The sequence below is a fragment of the Shewanella goraebulensis genome, assembly GCF_030252245.1.
In the GTDB taxonomy this organism is placed as follows: Bacteria; Pseudomonadota; Gammaproteobacteria; order Enterobacterales; family Shewanellaceae; genus Shewanella; species Shewanella goraebulensis.
Window position 1 is genome coordinate 2,590,240 of sequence record NZ_CP126972.1, and the last position, 20,352, is coordinate 2,610,591.

A 20,352-nucleotide genomic window follows, 5' to 3' on the forward strand; every position below is an offset into this window, starting at 1 on the left:
TTTGTTGTTAATAGCAATCACGCTACTTTTAAAATCTACCCTATTCTTCAAACCTCATCACACTTTGGTGCGATGCTGTTAGATATCAGTTATTCAACTGAAATGACACTGTTTAAAAAATACTGATAAGCACATTACCCAAACAAAAACGCTCAGGCAATAGAGCAGTTCAAAAAAATGAACCATTCTATTTCTGAGCGTTATTTTTTCGTCATTTTGCCCATTTTGAAAGCGATTAAACCTCTATCGCAATAGTTAAATTAAGCCCTTAGATAATGAAGCCTTAATAACAAAAGATTGCTAATGTTTAAGCTTATCCCTTAGCGTTAGCAATATTGACTTTCCAAATTGCTGGGCCTGTTTCGTGGGCATTAACACCTTGAGTATCAACTGCTACTGTTACTGGCATATCTTTCACATCAAACTCGTAAATCGCTTCCATACCTAAATCTTCAAATGCCACAACGCGTGACTTTTTAATCGCTTTAGAGACTAAATAAGCTGCGCCGCCTACTGCCATTAGATAAACCGCTTTGTGTTTCTTAATTGACTCAACCGTTTGAGGGCCACGCTCTGATTTACCAATCATGCCCATTAAGCCCGTTTTTTCGAGCATTAAATCAGTAAATTTGTCCATACGAGTCGCAGTTGTTGGGCCTGCAGGGCCAACAACTTCGTTGCCAACAGGATCAACTGGGCCAACGTAGTAAATAAACTTACCAGTAAAGTCGACGCCTTCGGGCAAGCCTTCTCCCGATTCAATTAAGGTTTGAATGCGCTTATGGGCTGCATCGCGGCCTGTTAGCATTTTACCGTTAAGTAATAAGGTATCGCCGCTTTTCCATGTTTCAATTTCAGCTTGTGTAACATTATCAAGGTCAACACGATGAGTATTCTCACCTGCTTCACGAGTAATTTCAGGCCAATCAGACAATGATGGAGGAGATAAATCAGCAGGACCTGTGCCATCTAAGTGAAAATGAACGTGACGAGTTGCTGCGCAGTTCGGGATCATAACCACAGGTTTAGATGCAGCATGAGTCGGAACTGATTTTACTTTAATATCAAGTACAGTGGTTAAACCACCAAGACCTTGTGCGCCAATACCGGTATTATTGGCACGCTCGAAAATATCTAAACGTAATTTTTCTTCAGTGGTTTCTGCGCCCCGTTCCATTAATTCATGGATATCAACAGGGTCCATTAATGACTCTTTTGCTAATACTGCGGCTTTTTCAGCCGTGCCACCAATACCTATGCCTAGCATGCCTGGAGGACACCAGCCAGCACCCATTGTTGGTAAGGTTTTCTCTACCCACGCTGCGATATCATCAGACGGATTTAACATGACCATTTTAGATTTGTTCTCTGATCCACCGCCTTTAGCTGCGATCATCACTTCAATATGGTTACCTGGCACCATATCGATATGGACTACTGATGGCGTGTTATCACGAGTATTTTTACGAGTACCAGCAGGATCGGCCACAATTGACGCACGTAATGGATTATCAGGATTGGTATACGCTTGACGAACACCTTCATCAACCATTTCCTGAACTGTCATGTCAGTTTTATCCCACTGAACTGCCATACCAATTTTAACGAAAGTGGTCACAATCCCAGTGTCCTGACATAAAGGACGTTTACCTTCAGCCGACATACGTGAATTAATCAAAATTTGTGCAATTGCATCTTTTGCTGCTGCACTTTCTTCGCGATCGTAGGCTTTAGCCATCGCATCGACGAAATCTTTCGGGTGGTAATAAGAGATATACTGCAAAGAGTCAGCAATACTTTCGATAAAATCAGCTTGTTTCATCACGACATTCGCAGAAGAATTTGTAGACATATAGGGGCGCTCCAGCAGCCATTGCGGCATAACTTGTTTTATTTTTATATGAATGCAGTCTAATCGTTTATAAATAACGCTAAACTTTAAAAAGCATTCAATTAGCTATTAATCCTTTCAGGGACAATATGATACTCTTTCCAACCTTTTTGGGCTACATCACTTTTTAAATAGGCTATAAAATGCGTAACTTGGGTCATCAATCTCTTGCTGTTACTTCACTCGACTGGGATGTTGATACTCATAGCGTTTTTAGTGCCTTTAGTCAGCAACCTTGGGCAATGCTACTAGATTCAACTAATAGCGAACATCAAGATGCCAATGTCGACATTATTGTATTCAATCCTATCGCAACGGTTGTCAGCGACAGTAACAACCGCGCTTACACTTTTCATGGTGATAATGCAGACAACAATAGCCATAATTTTGTACCCGATGGTTGTTCATCTGTCTTTAAGCTACTACAAAAGCTTCAGTCGCATTTGTATCCCGTAAAGCACTCAAGTGAGTTACCTTTTAGTGGCGGGTTAATCGGTAGCTTTAATTATGATTTAGGTAGAGTAATTGAAAATCTACCTCAGCAAGCAATGAAAGATATTCAACTTGCGGATGTGAATGTAGGCTTTTACGATTTTGCCTTAATTTTTAATCATACAAAACAGAGCTGGTTCGCAGTACATTATTTAGGTCAAACCGCGCTTGATACTGAGCTGGTCGATGTGGCTAATCTACTGGCTAAAAATGGTGTCATTAAGTCAAAATCTAGCCAATCATTTAAGTTGAATAAAATTGATTCATTAAATCAAAACAAACAATACCAAGATAATAAACACTCACAAAAGTCTAATTTCAAATTAACCTCGCCATGGCGAAATCAAACGTCTAAAGAGCAATACAGCGCTAAATTTGAAAAAGTGCAACAATACCTTCAGCAAGGCGATTGCTATCAAATAAATTTAACCCAAAGGTTTGATGCTGATTATCAAGGCTGTGAATGGCAGGCTTACTGCGCTCTTTCTGATGCCAATAAAGCACCCTTTTCTGCATTTATTCGTTTAGAAAATCATTGCATTTTATCAATATCACCAGAGCGATTTATTCAGCTTAATGGCAATCAAATATCAACTAAACCTATTAAAGGGACTCTGCCCCGTGATAAGTCACCAGAGCAAGATAAGCTTAATGCACAGCGTTTAAGAACCTCTGAAAAAGACTTAGCTGAAAATGTGATGATTGTAGATCTGCTACGAAATGACATTAGTAAAGTTGCCACTGCAGGTTCTGTTAACGTACCTAAACTTTTCGATATTGAAAGTTTTCCAGCAGTGCATCACCTAGTGAGTACTGTAGAAGCTATAATGGCTGAGCAATATGACGCCATCGACTTATTAAAAGCGGCGTTTCCTGGAGGCTCTATTACAGGAGCCCCCAAAATCCGCGCCATGGAAATCATAGAAGAGTTAGAACCTTCAAGACGAAGCATTTATTGCGGCAGTATTGGTTACATCAGCCAAGATGGACATATGGACACCAGTATTACAATTCGCACTTTGGTGACTCAGAATAATACTCTGTATTGCTGGGCTGGCGGTGGTATCGTTGCTGACTCAAATGTTGAGGCAGAATATCAAGAGACGTTTGATAAAGTCAGTAAAATATTACCAGTGCTTGAGCAAGTTAATTGCTAAATATTTGGTGAATGGCTCACTTTTGTACTTATAAGCTATTCCAGTTACATCCAATAAAACTTGTTTTAGTTGCTATGCCAAGTAAGGAAAGTCTACTTAATTTCCAATTCTGATTCATCAATAGATAATTTGAGCAGCTATCCTCATAACGCACTTTTGGCATTTTAATATTTACAATTCCACCTTGAGCAGAAATAATAACGGTCTTATTGTTTTCTATTGAGTAAATATGTCTAACAGCAACAAAATCGCGATCTTTTCTAAAGCAGAGCAAATATGCCAAGCCAATGGCGTTAAGTTTACTGCTAAAAGGCAAAACGTTTTTGCTGTACTTTTAGACTCAACAGTTCCTTTATCTGCTTATGATATTGTTGATAAATACCGTGAAACTTATCAAGAAACACTAGCACCCATGTCTGTTTATCGTATGCTAGATGTCCTTATCGAGTTGTCGTTAGTGCATAAACTGTCTTCTGAAAATAAATACCTCGCCTGCTCTCACATCACTTGCGATCACAAGCACGAAATACCACAATTTTTAATTTGTAATAGTTGCGGTAAAGTGGCAGAAAAAGGGATTCAAAAAAGTGTGATAGAAGCGCTGAAAAACAGTATTGAACAAGCTGATTTTCAACTGATTAATTCGCAAATTGAATTACAATGCTTGTGTAAAGACTGTGCCAAAACAACTAAAGATTAGCTATCAGCTATAACAACATTCTGATGGAATATTAAGCGTTCCTCAAATCAGTGCAAGCCCTAATCTATATCACTACTCACACTTGAAAGCTCGCTTATTTACAACAATTGAGCTTTCAGTTTCTCACTACCTATATCTAAATTATTGATATAATAAATTATTTAACCTATTCACCATATAACTTTGACAGATATTGTTTCGCAGCATGATGCCAAGTAAATCTCACCTCACTTGCTGACTGCCTCATCAATAAATATTCAGCGGCTTTGTCATTGTGTAGCGATAAAGCATTTTTCATCACTAACAAAAGTTGCTCTGATTGGTGTTGTAAATTGTTGCCTTCAAACAACCAACCATTTTGCTTATCTGCGATGGTATCTCTAAGTCCACCTACACCATGAGCAATACATACCTGACCGTGTTTCATGGCTAGTAACTGACTAATGCCGCAAGGCTCAAAACTACTTGGCATCATGAATAACTCGCCAAATTGATAAAGAGTGCTCGATAAAGCGTCATCGTAGCCATTAAGAAAAACAAAGTTGTCGTTATTGGCTGCCACTTTTTGAAACTCAGCTGCAATTTGTTTATCGCCGCTACCCAAAAGAATAAACACGGCTTTGGGTTTAAGTTGCTTTAAATTATCTAACAAAGCCTGCAAGGTAGAACTAGAATTAGCGCTAGAACTTGAACCAGAATTAGCATGAGGTTGACGCAGTAACAAGACTTTTTGATCGGTTAAGCGCCCTACTGACGTCATTAAAAAATCGCACTCTGTGCTAGGTTTTGACTGCTTTGTCGTTAATATTTGCAGACGGCTTAAGGCAATTTGATCGACACTTTTTATCCATTCAGATTTACCTAGCCACTTAATTACTGCTTGCTGGGCACCTTCAAATACTTGGCTAATATCTTTGGTCGTTACAGGTTTTATTGCTTTTATCCGCTCAACTTTAGTATTCGACTTACTATTTGATTCGTCATACACACAGCCGTTAAGAATACCGACGATATCACCACGATGATGTTTATCTTGAAGTGAACCTTCTAATCCCTCGCCGCCAAAAAATCCGTTTTGATGATCGGATGGCATTAATACTTCATTGGCATAAGTCGGCGAAACTAAGTGAACTTTATCGCTGAGTTCAATACCCATTTTCATAGGATTTATACAATGTGGATAGCGAGGATCGCATATTTGCGCTTTTTGCTCTTGGGTTAACAATCTTGAGAGTTCAGGAAACCATGCAGTGAATGACGATACATCATCCCGAATTGGCCGAATGCCCTGCAGTGCCAAATTATGAATTGAAAACACACAAGGAATACCTTTAAGCGCTGCATATTCAGGTGCAAAAGCGCGCAGCATAACTAACATACCAGCATGCCAATCATGCATATGTAAAGTATCAACAGGTTTTATCACGCCATCAACATACGCCTGTGCGACCGCTAAGTTAAATAAAGCAAACTTGGTGGCATCTTCAGCGAAAGGACGATCGGCACAGCCTTCGGTATACACTTGATTGTCTGGACTGTTGAAAAAGTGATGGTCAAATAGATACACAGAACTGGTTAACTGGCCATTTTGAGCTTGCGAGTTTTTAGCTTGCGAGTCACTAGCAGTTAAATATGGCGCAGGTATTTTATAGACATCGATTGTTTCGAGGTTTGCGCCAAACTTTACTACGACTTTGGCAATGAAGTCTGCATTATTGTCTTTAGCAATAAAACCATAATTAGGCATTGCGACATCTACATAAACATCAACTTTGGCGAGTGCGGGCGGCAAGTCACGAATAACATCCGCCATTCCACCTACTTTAGCCCCTTTTATGGCGTCATTTTCAGCTGCAATCATCAACACTTTTTTCACGTTAGTTGTTACCTTTTCAATATTAATTCTAGAACTCATTACGCCTAAAGAGATTTCAAAAATAAAAAGCGGCTATTTAGCTTAATAGCCGCTAGTTTATTAAGTCCTACTCGTAGCCCACAGGTAAACCAAGCATTTTACGGGTCACTAATGTGATGCCTTTCTCTGACACTCTAAATCCACGGGCTAAATCCTGCTCTCGGCTGTATCCAATTTCCATTCCTTCAGGAATAACACAGCCACGATCGATAATCGCATTTTGAATTTTGCAATTCTTCAGCACCACAACATCAGGCAATAATACTGAGTCTTTTACAAATGAGTATGAGCACACCCGTACTTCATCAAACAGCACACTACGTTTTACTTTAGCCCCTGAGATAATACAGCCACCAGACACTATTGAGTCCACTGCCATGCCGCGACGGTCGTCATCATCGAATACAAATTTAGCTGGAGGTAATTGTTCTTGATAAGTCCAAATCGGCCACTTAGCGTCATAAAGATTTAAAGCTGGTGTTGGCGATAACAGCTCCATATTGGCCTGAAAAAACGAGTCCAAGGTGCCCACGTCACGCCAATAAGCAGGCTCGTCAGGTACGGCACTGGTAAATGGGAAAGCGAACACGTTGGCATGTTCTATTATCGATGGAATAATATCTTTGCCAAAGTCTCTGTCAGAGTTTGCGTTATCTGCGTCTTTACGTAATTGCTCAAACAAAAACTTAGTGTTAAATACATAATTGCCCATTGACGCTAAGCAATACTCTTCGTTACCTGGAATAGATTTAGGCAGTTCAGGTTTTTCTTCAAAACCGATCACTCGTTTGTCTTCATCAACTTCCATCACACCAAACGCCCCAGCAGCTTCAGGTATTGGGGTTTCTAAACAACATACTGTCATGTCAGCGCCAGATTCCGCATGCGCTGCTAATAAGCCTGCGTAGTCCATACGATATACGTGATCACCAGAAAGAATCATCACGTATTTGGGGATTTCATGACGAATAATATCAATATTTTGGAATACCGCATCGGCAGTGCCTTCGTACCAATTACCCGATGTTTGCTGCGAGGCTGGTAATATTTCAACCGACTCACCAAGCTCCTTTTTAAAGTGTCCCCAACCACGACTGACATGGCGAATTAATGAGTGCGATTTATATTGGGTAACAACACCCACTCGGCGAATGCCTGAGTTAATGCAGTTCGATAACGGAAAATCGATAATGCGGAATTTACCTCCGAAGTACAGCGCAGGTTTTGCGCGCCAATCGGTTAGCTCATGCAATCGAGAGCCTCGTCCACCAGCTAAAATAAGCGCATATGTATCACGGGTAAGATTACTTATATAACGAACATTCGACATAGATATTAACTCCTAACTTTACGACTTTAGTTATAGCAATCGATAACTATTTGGTTAACCAAATTTCGTCACGGTATGCACTAATAGTGTTGTCACTTGAAAAACGTCCGCTTGCTGCAGTATTTCGAATACTCATTCGCGTCCAATGTTGCTTGTCTGCATAGGCTTGTGACACCTTGTCTTGGGCAACTTTATAAGCTTCAAAATCTGCGGCGATCATCCATTGATCAAAAGGATCTTCAATAGCATGAATAATGCTGTCGAAAATACCCGGTTCCACTAGGTTGAAATGACCACTCTTAAGCATTAATAAAACTTGATTAAGTGCGGTCGACTGTTGAATAAATTGTTGAGGGTTGTAGTTGGTTTTTAGTTGGCTCACTTGTTCAGCATTCATGCCGAACAAAAAGAAGTTTTCTTCTCCCACCTCTTCTAGCATTTCGATATTAGCGCCATCGAGTGTGCCGATAGTCATTGCGCCGTTCATCATGAATTTCATGTTGCCAGTGCCTGATGCTTCTTTGCCTGCTGTTGAAATTTGTTCAGACAAATCAGTACCCGGACAAATTTTTTCCATCGCACTGACGTTGTAATTGGGTAAGAAGGCAAATCGAAGGTATGGCGTGACGACAGGATCTGAATTGACCATGTGAGCGACATTGTTAGCTAATTTAATAATTTGCTTTGCCATCGCATAACCAGGCGCTGCTTTACCACCAATAAGCACACAACGTGGATGCAATCCTACGGTGTCACCTGCGACAATGCGTTGATACAGGTGTATCACGTGCATAATATTCAGTAACTGACGTTTATATTCATGTATCCGTTTAACTTGCACATCGAACATCATGTCTGGATCGAACGCCACGTCGCACTCTTCTAATACCAGTTTGGCTAAATCAACTTTGTTGTCGTATTTAACTTGCTGCCATTGCTTCATAAACGCTTTGTCGTCGGTAAAGGCATTAAGTGCGGTTAACTGAGTTAAATCAGTCACCCATTTATCACCTAAACGTCTGTTTAATAGCTTTGCTAAACGCGGGTTACAATGAGCCAGCCAGCGTCTTGGGGTCACACCATTGGTTTTGTTATTAAACTTTTGCGGCCACAGTTGGTAAAAGTCTTTAAACAAACCTTTTTTCAATAGTTCGGTGTGCAGACCTGCGACTCCATTAACCGAAAAGCTGGCGACGATGGCCAAATATGCCATACGAATATGTGGCTCTGGGCCTTCTTCAATAATCGACATACCTGCTAATTTGTCGTTATCACCCGGCCAATGATGGGCAACATCTTCTAAATATCGGGCATTAATTTCGTAAATGATTTCTAAAATACGCGGCAACATATTTGTTAGCATTCGCACAGGCCAGCGCTCTAATGCTTCGGGCAATAAAGTATGGTTGGTGTAGGCTACGCTTTTTGAAGTAATGTCCCATGCTTCATCCCAACCTAAACCATAACTATCCATTAATAAGCGCATCATTTCAGGTACGGCGATACTAGGATGGGTATCGTTTAATTGCATGACGTTAAGCTCACTAAAACAGCTGAAATCCAAGCCATGAACACCAACATAGCGCTGTAAAATATCTTGTAGACTGGCAGATGATAAGAAGTACTGTTGTCTTAATCGTAACTCCTTACCGTTTTCACTGGCATCATTGGGATACAGCACCATGGTAATTTGTTCAGCTAGATTTTTACGTGCTACCGCTTCGGTGTAATCGCCGTCATTAAACTCTGCTAAATCAAAATCATCAGTGGCTTCTGCTTTCCATAAACGTAGAGTATTAATACGACCATTTCTAAAACCTGGTACTGGCATATCATGAGGCACAGCTTTTACATCTTGGGTATCTGTCCACACATAATGACGATGGCCTTGTGGGTCGACATAGGATTCTGTGTGACCGAAAAATGGCACTGTGATGGCATGGTTTGCCATGCGCACTTCCCACGGATTACCTTCTCGCAACCAGCGATCGGGTTGCTCTACTTGATAACCATCAACCAGTTTTTGCTTAAACATGCCGTATTCATAACGAATACCGTAACCCACAACTGATAAATCAAGGCTTGCGCAACTGTCTAAGAAACACGCAGCTAAACGTCCTAAACCACCATTGCCTAAACCCGCATCTAACTCTGCTTCTTGCAGTGTTTCTAATTGAGCAGAATAATCCGTTAACGCATGACGAGTTTCTTCGGTTAAGTCTAAACTCAGTAATGCGTTACCAAGAGTTCGCCCCATTAAAAACTCTAACGAAAGATACGCCACCTGCTTTTGCTGATATTGATTATCTTTAACTCGTGTATCACGCCATTGTGGCAATAATTGAGATTTAACGGTTGTCGCTAATGCGCTGTACATGTCATTTACGGCAAGTTCATCGCGGCATAATGCGCTGTGAAACTGACGTTCAAAGGTTGCTGCTAAAGTGTCACAAGGATCGCAATCATTGGTTTTCGACTTGGTGATCGCTGTTTTTGCTTTTGCAGCAGATTTAGCCTTGGCTGGTGATGCTGACTTTTTCACTTTTTCAACCCTATCTGTAACAGCGTTATTATTGGTAACATTACTGGTTGCAGCTTTTCCTTTGGTGACTGGCATCGATAAACTCCTTCATAAAACCTATTAAATTCAATTTCTTGATTACATTTTAAAACCTGAATAAAACATAAATTCTTGACTAATATTCAAACTAACCATTAGCTGATGTTGTTTTTAGTTTTAGTGCTCAATCATTAGATTTATTGCATGCATGAAATAGCATCAGACTTCGACCAAGTAGGGTCAGCTGTTGGCTACATGCGTAACTGGGTTCAGTCTTTTGGTTATTGGTTTCATCAATCGCTTTATCATCAATAGGATTGTCATCGATTGCAGTAATCAGCACTTTCACTTTGCTTTTTGCAAGTAAACTTTCAATATCTGCATTATCAAGTTGTTGAGTGTTAATCAGTGGCTGCCATTGATTAAATCTATCAATGACAGGCAGAACAAATTGCTGTGACTGCTCATCGGCATTGAGTAATAGCAACAAAGCTTGAGGGTGTTGATAAGGCGGTAAAGTTTCGCACGTCAGTACTACTGCAAGTGTTCGCGCTTCAAATTCACTCCACTGTCGTTTAGCCATTGGTTCACCATGACGGCTATACCAGATAAAGCCATTGTCATATTGATCTTCAGGCTGGTGAATAAACTCTCTGTGACACAAGACAGGAAATCGCTTACGTAACTTGATGAGCTCTGTCGTAAATTCCACCAGCGGCCAATCAATATTTTGCCAATCAATCCAACAAATACGGTTATCTTGGCAGTAAGCATTATTGTTACCTTGCTGACTGTGACCCATTTCATCGCCGCTTAATAACATTGGCACACCTTGGGACAACATTAAGGTGGTTAATAGATTTCGTTGCTGACGAGAACGGACTTTTAGGATTTCTCTATTATCTGTTTTCCCTTCAGCGCCATAGTTACAGCTGAGGTTTTCATGGTGACCGTCTCGGTTATCTTCGCCATTCGCTAGGTTATGACGCTGCTCGAAACTCACCACATCATGCAAAGTAAAACCATCATGGCTGGTAATAAAGTTAATACTGGCTGATGGGCTACGACCATGATGCTCAAAAAAGTCACCTGAACCATGAAAACGGCGGGCAAACTCAGGCAGCATGCCGTTATCACCGCGCCAAAATCGGCGCATAGTGTCACGATAACGGTCATTCCACTCGCTAAATGCAATTGGATAATTACCCAATTGATATCCACCGGGGCCAATATCCCAAGGCTCAGCAATCAGTTTCACTTGACACAAAACAGGATCTTGACAAAGCGCGTCAAAGAACCCGCAGCCTGGATCAAAACCATAAGTTTCACGGCCAAGACAACTGGCTAAGTCGAATCTAAAGCCATCCACTCCCATTACCTCGACCCAATATCGAAGTGAGTCCATAATTAATTGCAGCACTTGCGGATGATTGGAGTTAAAGGTATTACCGCAGCCGGTATCGTTAATATATAAGCGTTGTTCATTCGGTACTAAACGATAATAACTGGCGTTATCGATACCGCGGAAACTTAATGTGGGCCCTAAACGATTCCCTTCTGCGGTATGGTTATAAACCACATCCAAAATGACTTCGATATTGGCGTCATGAAATGCGTCCACCATCTCCCTGAACTCAGTGATAGTGTCACCACTCAAATAGCTCGGATTCGGAGCAAAAAAGCCAATACTGTTATAGCCCCAATAATTACTCAGCTGCTTTTCAACTAAAAAAGGTTCGTTAAAAAAGCTTTGAATCGGGAGTAACTCAATACAGTTAACCCCAAGTTGGCTTAAGTACTGTATAGAACTCTTTGAGGCTAAACCTGCAAAAGTACCTTTAACGTCATCATCAACCTCATGATTAAGTACACTGAAACCTTTGACGTGGATTTCGTAAATGATGCTTTGCTCAAGAGGAATATTGAGACGTTTTACTGGTTTTTGTTTTAAAGCGCGATCGTCAATGACCACACATTTTGGCATATGCTGAGCGTTATCAATTTCACAAAAGGACAAGTCAGAACCAGTATTGGTTAACTCATAGCCATAATTGGCATCATTAGGTTCGAGTTCACCCAGTAATTGCTTGGCATAAGGGTCAAGTAACAGTTTATTGTGATTAAAACGATGACCAAGTAATGGCTCATAGGGACCATAAACTCGATAACCGTATAACTGCCCTGCGCTTATTCCCTCAAGGTAACCATGCCAAACCTGTCTGGTTTTTGCCGTTAAACAAATCTGTTGTTCGTTTAAGCCAAACTTATCGAAAAAACATATCACAACTTTGGTGGCATTAGCTGAAAACAAAGCGAAGTTAACCCCGTTGTCATCAACTGTAGAGCCAAGCGGATAAGGCTTACCTGCAAACAAACTGACATTGCTAGTGAATATATTTGATTGAACATGCTCAGTAGGCATAATCAGTCCTCTTCATGTTCAATATCGTTGTTAATCGCTAATACCACACAACTTAATGGCGGAACAGTCATTACCCCGCTAGTTTGCATTCCTTGCCATGGCACGTTTTCTTGTTCAATAATGCAGCTTACGACACCGCTACCTCCATAAAAATTCATATCACTATTGAGTACTTCGACGTATTTATTAGCGCTTGGTAAACCAACTCGAAAATGATGATGCACTTGTGGCGTCATATTGATGATAAAAATCAAATGGTCATCAGAAGATTTGGCATAACGAATAAAACTAAACACACTGTCTTGGCTGTTATCACAATCGAGCCACTGAAAGCCGGATGTATGATGGTCAAGCTCATACATACAAGGATGGTGCTGATAAAGGTTATTTAAATCTCGTACCCAATTTTGCATCCCTTGGTGTGGAGCGAACTGTAATAAATGCCAATCAAGACTTTGGTTATGATTCCATTCGTCACGCTGTGCAAACTCTGCCCCCATAAAGATGAGTTTCTTACCCGGTTGCCCCCACATTAAGCCGAAGTAAGCGCGTAAAGTGGCGAACTTTTGCCAATCATCACCAGGTATTTTATGCAGCAACGAACCTTTACCATGAACCACTTCGTCATGACTAACCGATAAAATAAATTGCTCTGTATAGGCGTAAACCAAAGCGAATGTCAGTTCGTGATGATGGTGACAGCGATAAATGGGGTCGCGTTTTAAGTAACTCAAGCTGTCATTCATCCAGCCCATGTTCCATTTAAAGCCAAAACCCAAGCCTCCGTTGTCAGTTGAGTTAGTCACTCCCGGCCAAGCAGTCGACTCCTCAGCAATCATGGTGACACCGGGAAAAGCCGCATAAATACGCTCGTTAAGTAGTTTCAAAAACTCAATAGCTTGAATGTTTTCACGGCCGCCATATTCATTAGGCAACCATTGGCCTGAGTCGCGGCTGTAATCGAGATAAAGCATTGACGAAACTGCATCTAAACGTAGGCCGTCAAAATGAAACTCTTCTAACCAATAACAGGCATTACTGAGTAAAAAGCTTTGTACTTCGCCACGGCCATAATTAAAAATTAATGTATCCCAGTCAGGGTGTTCACCTTTACGAGGGTCTTCATGTTCATACAAACAGCTGCCATCAAACTTCGATAAACCATGGGGATCTTTAGGAAAGTGTGCTGGCACCCAATCTAATAGCACACCAATGTCCCGCTGATGACAGGCATCAATAAATGCCTTTAAACCAACGGGATCACCAAAACGATAAGTGGAAGCAAACAAACCTACAGGTTGATAACCCCAAGAGCCATCAAACGGGTATTCACTGATTGGCATTATCTGTAAGTGGGTAAACCCCATTTCTTCAACATAGGGGATGAGATCATCAATCAAGTCTTGATAACTAAGGTATTCATCGCCCCATTCACCTTTGCGCTTCCATGATGCTAAGTGCACTTCATAAGTCGACATAGGCGCTTGATGCAATTGCTTTTTAGCCCGCTCTTTGAGCCAAACACTATCATTCCACTGATAGTCATGCTTTGCAGGTATAACCGATGAGTTACCCGGCGCCGACTGCATTTGTACTGCATAGGGATCGGCCTTTTCTATCTGCTCACCATATTGATTCGTAATTTGAAATTTATAAAATTGTCCCGCGCAGGCATTGGGTAAAAATATCTCCCAAATGCCGTTGCTTGGATGAAAACGCATTACGTGCTGTCTGACATCCCAGTGATTAAAATCACCCACCAAAGCTACTCGCTGTGCATTCGGCGCCCAAACACAAAAGTGTACCCCTTCAACGCCTTGGTTTTCTTTCCAGTTTGCGCCTAAAAACTGATAGCTTTTTTGTTGTTTACCTTCAGCAAATAGATACACATCATTTGGGTCAATTAAACTGCCAAATTGATAGGGGTCGATTATGGTTTCGACACTCATTGGGTAGGTCACTTTCAAGCTGTATAAGAAAGGCTTTACCCGTCTTCCCATTACTCCTGCAAATAGTCCTTGGTCATCCATTTTTGATAGCGAAGCAATTTTTTTGCCGTCTTTTAAACTCAACACTTCAACTGCAACGGCGCCTTTAACAAAACAGCGCACGATTAATGACTTAGCATTTTCCGCTTTATGCATACCTAACAATGAAAACACATCAGTGTAATCACCGTTTAAAATTGCGATATCAGTTCCATGATTAAAAAATGGGGCATTAGTCGTCATTGGTTATTGCTCCGTTTAAAAGTTAATTTATTTCCGCTATGGCTTGCTACTTAATGCAATCCGTCATCTTTTGTATTTGTTGACTGTATTCAGGCACTTTGCCGTGGCGAACTTGGTTGATTATTTTCAGCTTTTGCTTTACTTCATCTGACGCCATAATCTGCTCTAAACTCACAGATAATCGACGTTGCCAGTTGGAGTATTCTTTCCAAGTTCCGGGGATATTTATCGGTTTGGTTTCATCAATTAAATCGTCTATTTGCACGCTATAGAGCATCGACTCACCTGATGCCGTTAATGAAAACCATGCAGGTAATAATTGATTTAAACTGAGAGTTTCAACCACGGTTTGTGGCATAAGTAATTGTTGTTCTTTAAGTAAATTAACCAGTTGTTGCTTTTCACTTTCACGTTGCTGTAAAGACGTTTGAAACTGCTCATAATCAATTAATTCAAGTTCGTGCCTAAGCTTAATGTCATCGTTACTCCACCATGCTGAAAGAGTCGGAACATCATGATTTGCTAGCATCATTAAACTATGGGTTTTATAGAACTCAGGCGCAGAAAAGCCATGATGATTTTTGGTGAAGTAGAACAATTCATTTGAAAAGATTTTCGCTTTAGATAAGTTTTGCACAATCTCTGGCGGAACAATGCCTAAATCCTCACCAATGAGTAGACATTGCGCCCGCTGGCTTTCGAGACACAAAATGGCGAGTAAGGTATCAAGTGGATAATAAACATAAGCGCCTTTACCGTTATCAGTGTCTGTTGGCCACCACCATAAACGCAGTAATCCCATAACATGATCGATGCGTAAACCGCCACAAGACTGCATATTAGAGCGGATTAACGAGATAAAATGTTTGAAGTTATTTTGCTGTAGATTAATTGGATCAAGCGGTGTTAATCCCCAATTTTGTCCTTGTGGCGCAAACGGATCTGGCGGCGCACCGATACTGGCTTGCTGACAAAAATAGCCGCTGTTTTGTTGAACCTCAGCACCATTAGGTGATGCCCCAACAGCCATATCCCTGACAAGCCCTATTAGCATGCCAACTGACTTCGATTTTAATTGGCATATGGCGAGTTGTTCAGAAGCAATAAATTGCAGATAACAGATAAAATCTGCATCAGAGCCAGTATCACTGTTGTTAGAGCATGTTTTTATCAGCTCAGTGTGATGGGTGACATACTGAGCTAATGCTTCCCCTTGTTGCTGTTTAAATTGATTAAATTGATCGTAGCGCTTGGTCCTAACTAATCTATTCTTGCTAATAAATGCATTAAAAAGCAGACGGTATATCGTATATTTGAGATCATATACAGCAGCATAATTAAGTAAGCTGCCGTTAATTAAATATGCCCTTTTGTCTTGGAACTCTTGGGACTCTATTTGGTTAGCAATGCAGGCATATTCATCAACTGATTCAATATGAATATATAAAGGATTTAACCAGCGGCGATCGTCTGGACTATAAGGACTGAGATTGTTAGGTAAATCTAGCGCATGCAATGGATTAAGTAATATAAAATCAGCGCCTTGTTCAGCCGAATAACTAATGAGTTTCAGTAAATCGTTAAAATCTCCTATTCCCCATTGTGTATCGCTCTTGATGCTATATAACTGAGTACTTATTCCCCAAGGTTTGTGTGTATCGCTGTTGTTACAGAAGTTATTGCTTCTGAAATCGTTGCTACTGAAATCGTTATTGTTAATGCTTTTAGTTCTGATGTTTTTAGTACCGATAATGTCAGAGCTAGAGCTGTCACTATCAATGCTACCGCAATATGCACTTCGAGGAGCAAGCATATATTGGCCTGTATAAGTGTGAACAAAATTGTCAGACTCAACAGCCAAGCTAATTTGATGGTAACCCAGACCAACAGGGATATTGGATAGTTGGCTTAAGGAGTATTGATATTTAAAATAATTGCTGTCACCAACTCGGTAATCCCCAGCGACAGTTAATTGGTTACTGTGGATCTGAAAACGATAGGTGTCATTAAGCTCAGTCACTAACTCGAAACGAAGGTTTCCGTCAAAAGTTTCGGGAAGATATACCTCAACACTTGGTGTATCCACATAGCTCCATTGAAATTGACGCAGTGGATTTAACCAAGGTTTCACGTCTAGCTCATAAATACGTTGTTCAATATAAGAACCAGACAATACATCTGCATCAGATTGGCGCTGCAAGCCTAAATAGCCCAAGCACATTGACTTAAGAATTCCATTTCTATCTTCAGGGCTGATCTGAACATTGTTGCCAAAGCAATCAATAAACTCTGCCCCTACGCCTTGCAAATATAGTAACTTCTCCAGTCCCATATTTGTCTTCCTCGCAAATAACATAACTGGTTAATAACTCAGCAGTAACCATGCCAGTAAAACATCACAGTTTAACTACAGTGATATTTCATTCTAGTGACAAAATATATTATTTAAATTCATAAGCTTAGAAAGGAAGGGTTTGGGAGGGTAAAATTCATCCGTTTGAATTATTAGATTTGAATTTATTTTTTCTATATGTTTTGGTGCAAAAATGCACAAACCAAGTGCATCTAACAAGTTAGAATTCACAAGAAACCAATATGACATCAATAAGATTTTTAATTCATACTTTAAAATCAACAATCTCGAGAGTGAATATGGTAATTTAAACTTTGCTAATAATCATGTGGCAGATAGAGTTTTGCAAAGTAATCTTTTCAGACAATATTTCAATTGTATTTAATCGATAAGGGGAAAATGAAGCTTAATGAACACAAATCAATTTAATGTGCATTTTTCTCTTCAGCGTTTAGCCACTGAAATAAGCTCTGCGCCAATTAATAAAAGCTTGCGTAAAGCTGCTGTTCTAGTGCCCTTGTTGGAAGTTAATGGTCAACTGCAAATATTACTCACTCGACGAGCTCTGCATTTACGAGCGCATCCAGGGCAATACAGTTTTCCTGGTGGTAAAGTAGATGATGCTGATAACAGTCTGGTGGAAACCGCATTAAGAGAAGCTGATGAAGAAATTGGGTTGTCGCCTGACAATGTGACCATTGTTGGTAGCTTCCCATCCCATGCGACATTCACAGGCTTTGAAGTCACGCCGATAATCGGGTTAATTAATCAGCCATTTGATATTATTTTAGATCCAGGTGAAGTAGCTGAAACGTTCTGGGTGCCACTGCAATACTTTACTAATGCTAACAACCGCTACACCTTTAGCTTTTTCCGAAAAGGCAATGACTTTGACGTACACTATATGCCATATAAAGGTAAGTTTATTTGGGGTGTAACTGCTGCCATTATTGATTTACTTTGCCGTCATATTGAATTATCAAAAAGCTAAAATTAAATTCCAACCCTAATTAAAGCCAATTATTACTACAGTTAAACCACATATCGGATATAAAAACCTGCCGCCAATGATACTAACAACAATAATGGAATATTCACCCAATACTCAATTTTTCTAGCGGTTTGTGCATAATAATTAACTGCTAAGTTAACCAAGCTTATCCCAGCACACCACCAAATCAAATACTCAAGTTTGATTGTTAATACAGGGTCCCAATCTAAACGCACCTCAACACCTTGGCTTAAAAAGTAACCTACAGCCCGATCAGGTCTAGCTTCACCGAATACAACCAAAGCATAAACCGCCAAAGACCAACCAGCAATGGAAAGGACAGCCAATACAATTTGCAAAATTTTAGTTTTGGACATTTAACCACCTACATCATCAAGATGATAATAAAATATACTCTTTCATCATACGCTTACAAGTCTATTTAAAGATCAATTAGAAGATATTTTTAGCTTTTTAAGGATGTTTTAAAGTATTAAAACGCTAATAACGTTAAAAGTTGGCGAATTATCTTGTTATAAGGGGTTTTTCGGCTTGTGAAAAGCCGATATCAAGGTAATATAAAGCACTTATTTATATCATTGATCCATTGGAGAACTAAGCAACAATGAGCATTACATCTGTCGCTTCTGTATTTAAAGGTGACTTCGCGATTGGTTCGCAAGTTACAGTACGTGGTTGGGTTCGCTCTCGCCGCGATTCTAAAGCTGGTATTTCTTTCCTAGCTGTTTATGACGGTTCATGCTTTGATCCTATTCAAGGCGTTGTTCCGAATAATTTAGATAATTATACTGAAGAAGTGCTTAAGCTTACTGCTGGTTGTTCAGTGATTATGACTGGTGAAGTGGTTGAGTCTCCAGGCAAAGGTCAAGCATACGAAATGCAAGTAACCAAAGTTGAAGTGACAGGTTTTGTTGAAGATCCTGATACTTACCCAATGGCTGCTAAGCGTCACTCAATTGAGTACCTTCGCGAACTTGCTCATTTACGCCCACGCACAAACATCATTGGTGCAGTTGCCCGTGTTCGTAACTGTCTATCTCAAGCTATTCACCGTTTTTATAACGAACAAGGTTACATCTGGGTTTCAACCCCGCTAATCACTGCTTCAGATACTGAAGGCGCTGGTGAAATGTTCCGTGTATCAACTTTAGATATGGAAAACTTACCGCGCACTGATAAAGGTGAAGTTGATTTTGCTGAAGACTTTTTCGGTAAAGAATCTTTCTTAACGGTTTCAGGCCAGTTGAATGCAGAAACATACGCTTGTGCTCTTTCTAAGGTTTATACCTTTGGTCCAACATTCCGCGCTGAAAACTCAAACACGAGTCGTCATTTAGCAGAGTTCTGGATGGTTGAACCTGAAATTGCTTTTGCAGACTTAGATGATGCAGCAAAGCTTGCTGAAGACATGCTTAAATACTGTTTCCGCGCAGTATTAGAAGAACGACGTGACGATTTAGAGTTCTTCGCACAGCGAGTTGAGAAAACCGCTATAGAGCGTTTAGAAGCATTCGTAACCAGTGATTTCGCACAAATCGATTACACTGATGCGATTGAAATTCTTAAAGCTTGTGACAAGAAATTTGAGTTTGATGTTGAATGGGGTATCGACTTACATTCAGAACATGAACGTTACCTTGCAGAAGAACATTTCAAAGCACCTGTTGTTGTTAAAAACTATCCAAAAGACATTAAAGCATTCTACATGCGCTTAAATGACGATGGTAAAACAGTTGCTGCAATGGATGTATTAGCACCAGGTATTGGTGAAATCATTGGTGGCGCACAGCGTGAAGAACGTTTAGATGTACTTGATGCACGTTTAGCTGAAATGGAATTAGACCAAGAAGATTACTGGTGGTACCGTGACTTACGCCGTTATGGCACAGTCCCTCACGCTGGTTTTGGTTTAGGTTTTGAGCGATTAGTTTCATACGTGACTGGCGTAAGTAATATTCGTGACGTGATCCCATTCCCACGTGCACCAAAATCAGCAAATTTCTAATCTATTGCTAATAAAGGCAATCTTTAGATAATAAAAACGCGCTTTAAGCGCGTTTTTTTATGCCAGAAACTAAACTCTAATTGACGCAATAAATTTCATCGTAAAATAATGTTATCAATAACTATCACACTGAAGACAAGGTAATCATAACTATTAGATTGAATTAATTTCATTTAAACCTCAGAAATTAACTAATATTTCATGCATTGTCATCAATTATGAATACAGATAACTCATCTGGTTCAAGTATTCCCCATCTTGATAAGCAGGTTAACTGCATAGTC

At 40.2% G+C, this 20,352-nt stretch carries 12 protein-coding genes; 4 read left to right on the top strand and 8 right to left on the bottom strand.

Annotated elements, in window-relative coordinates; all coding sequences use genetic code 11:
• Positions 1 to 313: 313 nt before the first annotated feature.
• On the bottom strand, positions 314 to 1,852 hold the full coding sequence (locus tag QPX86_RS10930; RefSeq protein ID WP_220754641.1) for a fumarate hydratase: 1,539 nt from the start codon (positions 1,850 to 1,852) through the stop codon (positions 314 to 316).
• Positions 1,853 to 2,034: 182 nt separating this feature from the next.
• On the opposite strand from QPX86_RS10930, the gene pabB reads away from it, so the two are divergent.
• Both pabB and QPX86_RS10940 read left to right on the top strand, forming a co-directional pair.
• A complete protein-coding gene (gene pabB / locus QPX86_RS10935) occupies positions 2,035 to 3,540 on the top strand; it encodes an aminodeoxychorismate synthase component I (RefSeq protein ID WP_285162657.1) in 1,506 nt (501 codons plus the stop codon).
• A gap of 229 nt (positions 3,541 to 3,769) precedes the next feature.
• Positions 3,770 to 4,240, top strand: a complete 471-nt coding sequence (locus QPX86_RS10940) for a Fur family transcriptional regulator (protein WP_285162659.1) — start codon at positions 3,770 to 3,772, stop codon at positions 4,238 to 4,240.
• 166 nt (positions 4,241 to 4,406) lie between these two features.
• On the opposite strand, the gene QPX86_RS10945 is transcribed toward QPX86_RS10940, so the two are convergent.
• From QPX86_RS10945 to malQ, 6 genes are all read right to left on the bottom strand, one after another.
• The gene (locus tag QPX86_RS10945; protein ID WP_285162660.1) at positions 4,407 to 6,155 is read right to left on the bottom strand and encodes a glycogen synthase; all 1,749 of its coding nucleotides are present in this window, start codon (positions 6,153 to 6,155) and stop codon (positions 4,407 to 4,409) included.
• A gap of 67 nt (positions 6,156 to 6,222) precedes the next feature.
• On the bottom strand, positions 6,223 to 7,485 hold the full coding sequence (gene glgC / locus QPX86_RS10950; RefSeq protein WP_220754644.1) for a glucose-1-phosphate adenylyltransferase: 1,263 nt from the start codon (positions 7,483 to 7,485) through the stop codon (positions 6,223 to 6,225).
• Between the two features lie 46 nt (positions 7,486 to 7,531).
• Positions 7,532 to 10,102 carry a glycogen/starch/alpha-glucan phosphorylase gene (locus QPX86_RS10955; RefSeq protein WP_285162661.1) on the bottom strand — a complete coding sequence of 857 codons (2,571 nt, stop codon included), beginning with the start codon at positions 10,100 to 10,102 and terminating at the stop codon, positions 7,532 to 7,534.
• Positions 10,103 to 10,229: 127 nt separating this feature from the next.
• The gene (gene glgX / locus QPX86_RS10960; protein ID WP_285162662.1) at positions 10,230 to 12,467 is read right to left on the bottom strand and encodes a glycogen debranching protein GlgX; all 2,238 of its coding nucleotides are present in this window, start codon (positions 12,465 to 12,467) and stop codon (positions 10,230 to 10,232) included.
• Positions 12,468 to 12,469: 2 nt separating this feature from the next.
• Positions 12,470 to 14,698: a 1,4-alpha-glucan branching protein GlgB gene (glgB, locus tag QPX86_RS10965; protein ID WP_285162663.1), complete on the bottom strand. Its 2,229-nt coding sequence runs from the start codon at positions 14,696 to 14,698 to the stop codon at positions 12,470 to 12,472.
• A 46-nt stretch (positions 14,699 to 14,744) separates the two neighbouring features.
• Positions 14,745 to 17,030 carry a 4-alpha-glucanotransferase gene (gene malQ, locus QPX86_RS10970; RefSeq protein ID WP_285162664.1) on the bottom strand — a complete coding sequence of 762 codons (2,286 nt, stop codon included), beginning with the start codon at positions 17,028 to 17,030 and terminating at the stop codon, positions 14,745 to 14,747.
• Between the two features lie 430 nt (positions 17,031 to 17,460).
• On the opposite strand from malQ, the gene QPX86_RS10975 reads away from it, so the two are divergent.
• Entirely contained in the window at positions 17,461 to 18,042 is a 582-nt protein-coding gene (locus QPX86_RS10975; RefSeq protein ID WP_285162665.1) for a CoA pyrophosphatase, read from the top strand.
• A gap of 41 nt (positions 18,043 to 18,083) precedes the next feature.
• Here QPX86_RS10975 and QPX86_RS10980 read toward each other — a convergent pair whose 3' ends face one another.
• The gene (locus QPX86_RS10980) at positions 18,084 to 18,419 is read right to left on the bottom strand and encodes a hypothetical protein (RefSeq protein ID WP_220754650.1); all 336 of its coding nucleotides are present in this window, start codon (positions 18,417 to 18,419) and stop codon (positions 18,084 to 18,086) included.
• A 248-nt stretch (positions 18,420 to 18,667) separates the two neighbouring features.
• Between QPX86_RS10980 and asnS the strand changes: the two genes are divergently transcribed.
• Positions 18,668 to 20,068: an asparagine--tRNA ligase gene (gene asnS, locus QPX86_RS10985; protein WP_285162667.1), complete on the top strand. Its 1,401-nt coding sequence runs from the start codon at positions 18,668 to 18,670 to the stop codon at positions 20,066 to 20,068.
• Positions 20,069 to 20,352 lie beyond the last annotated feature (284 nt).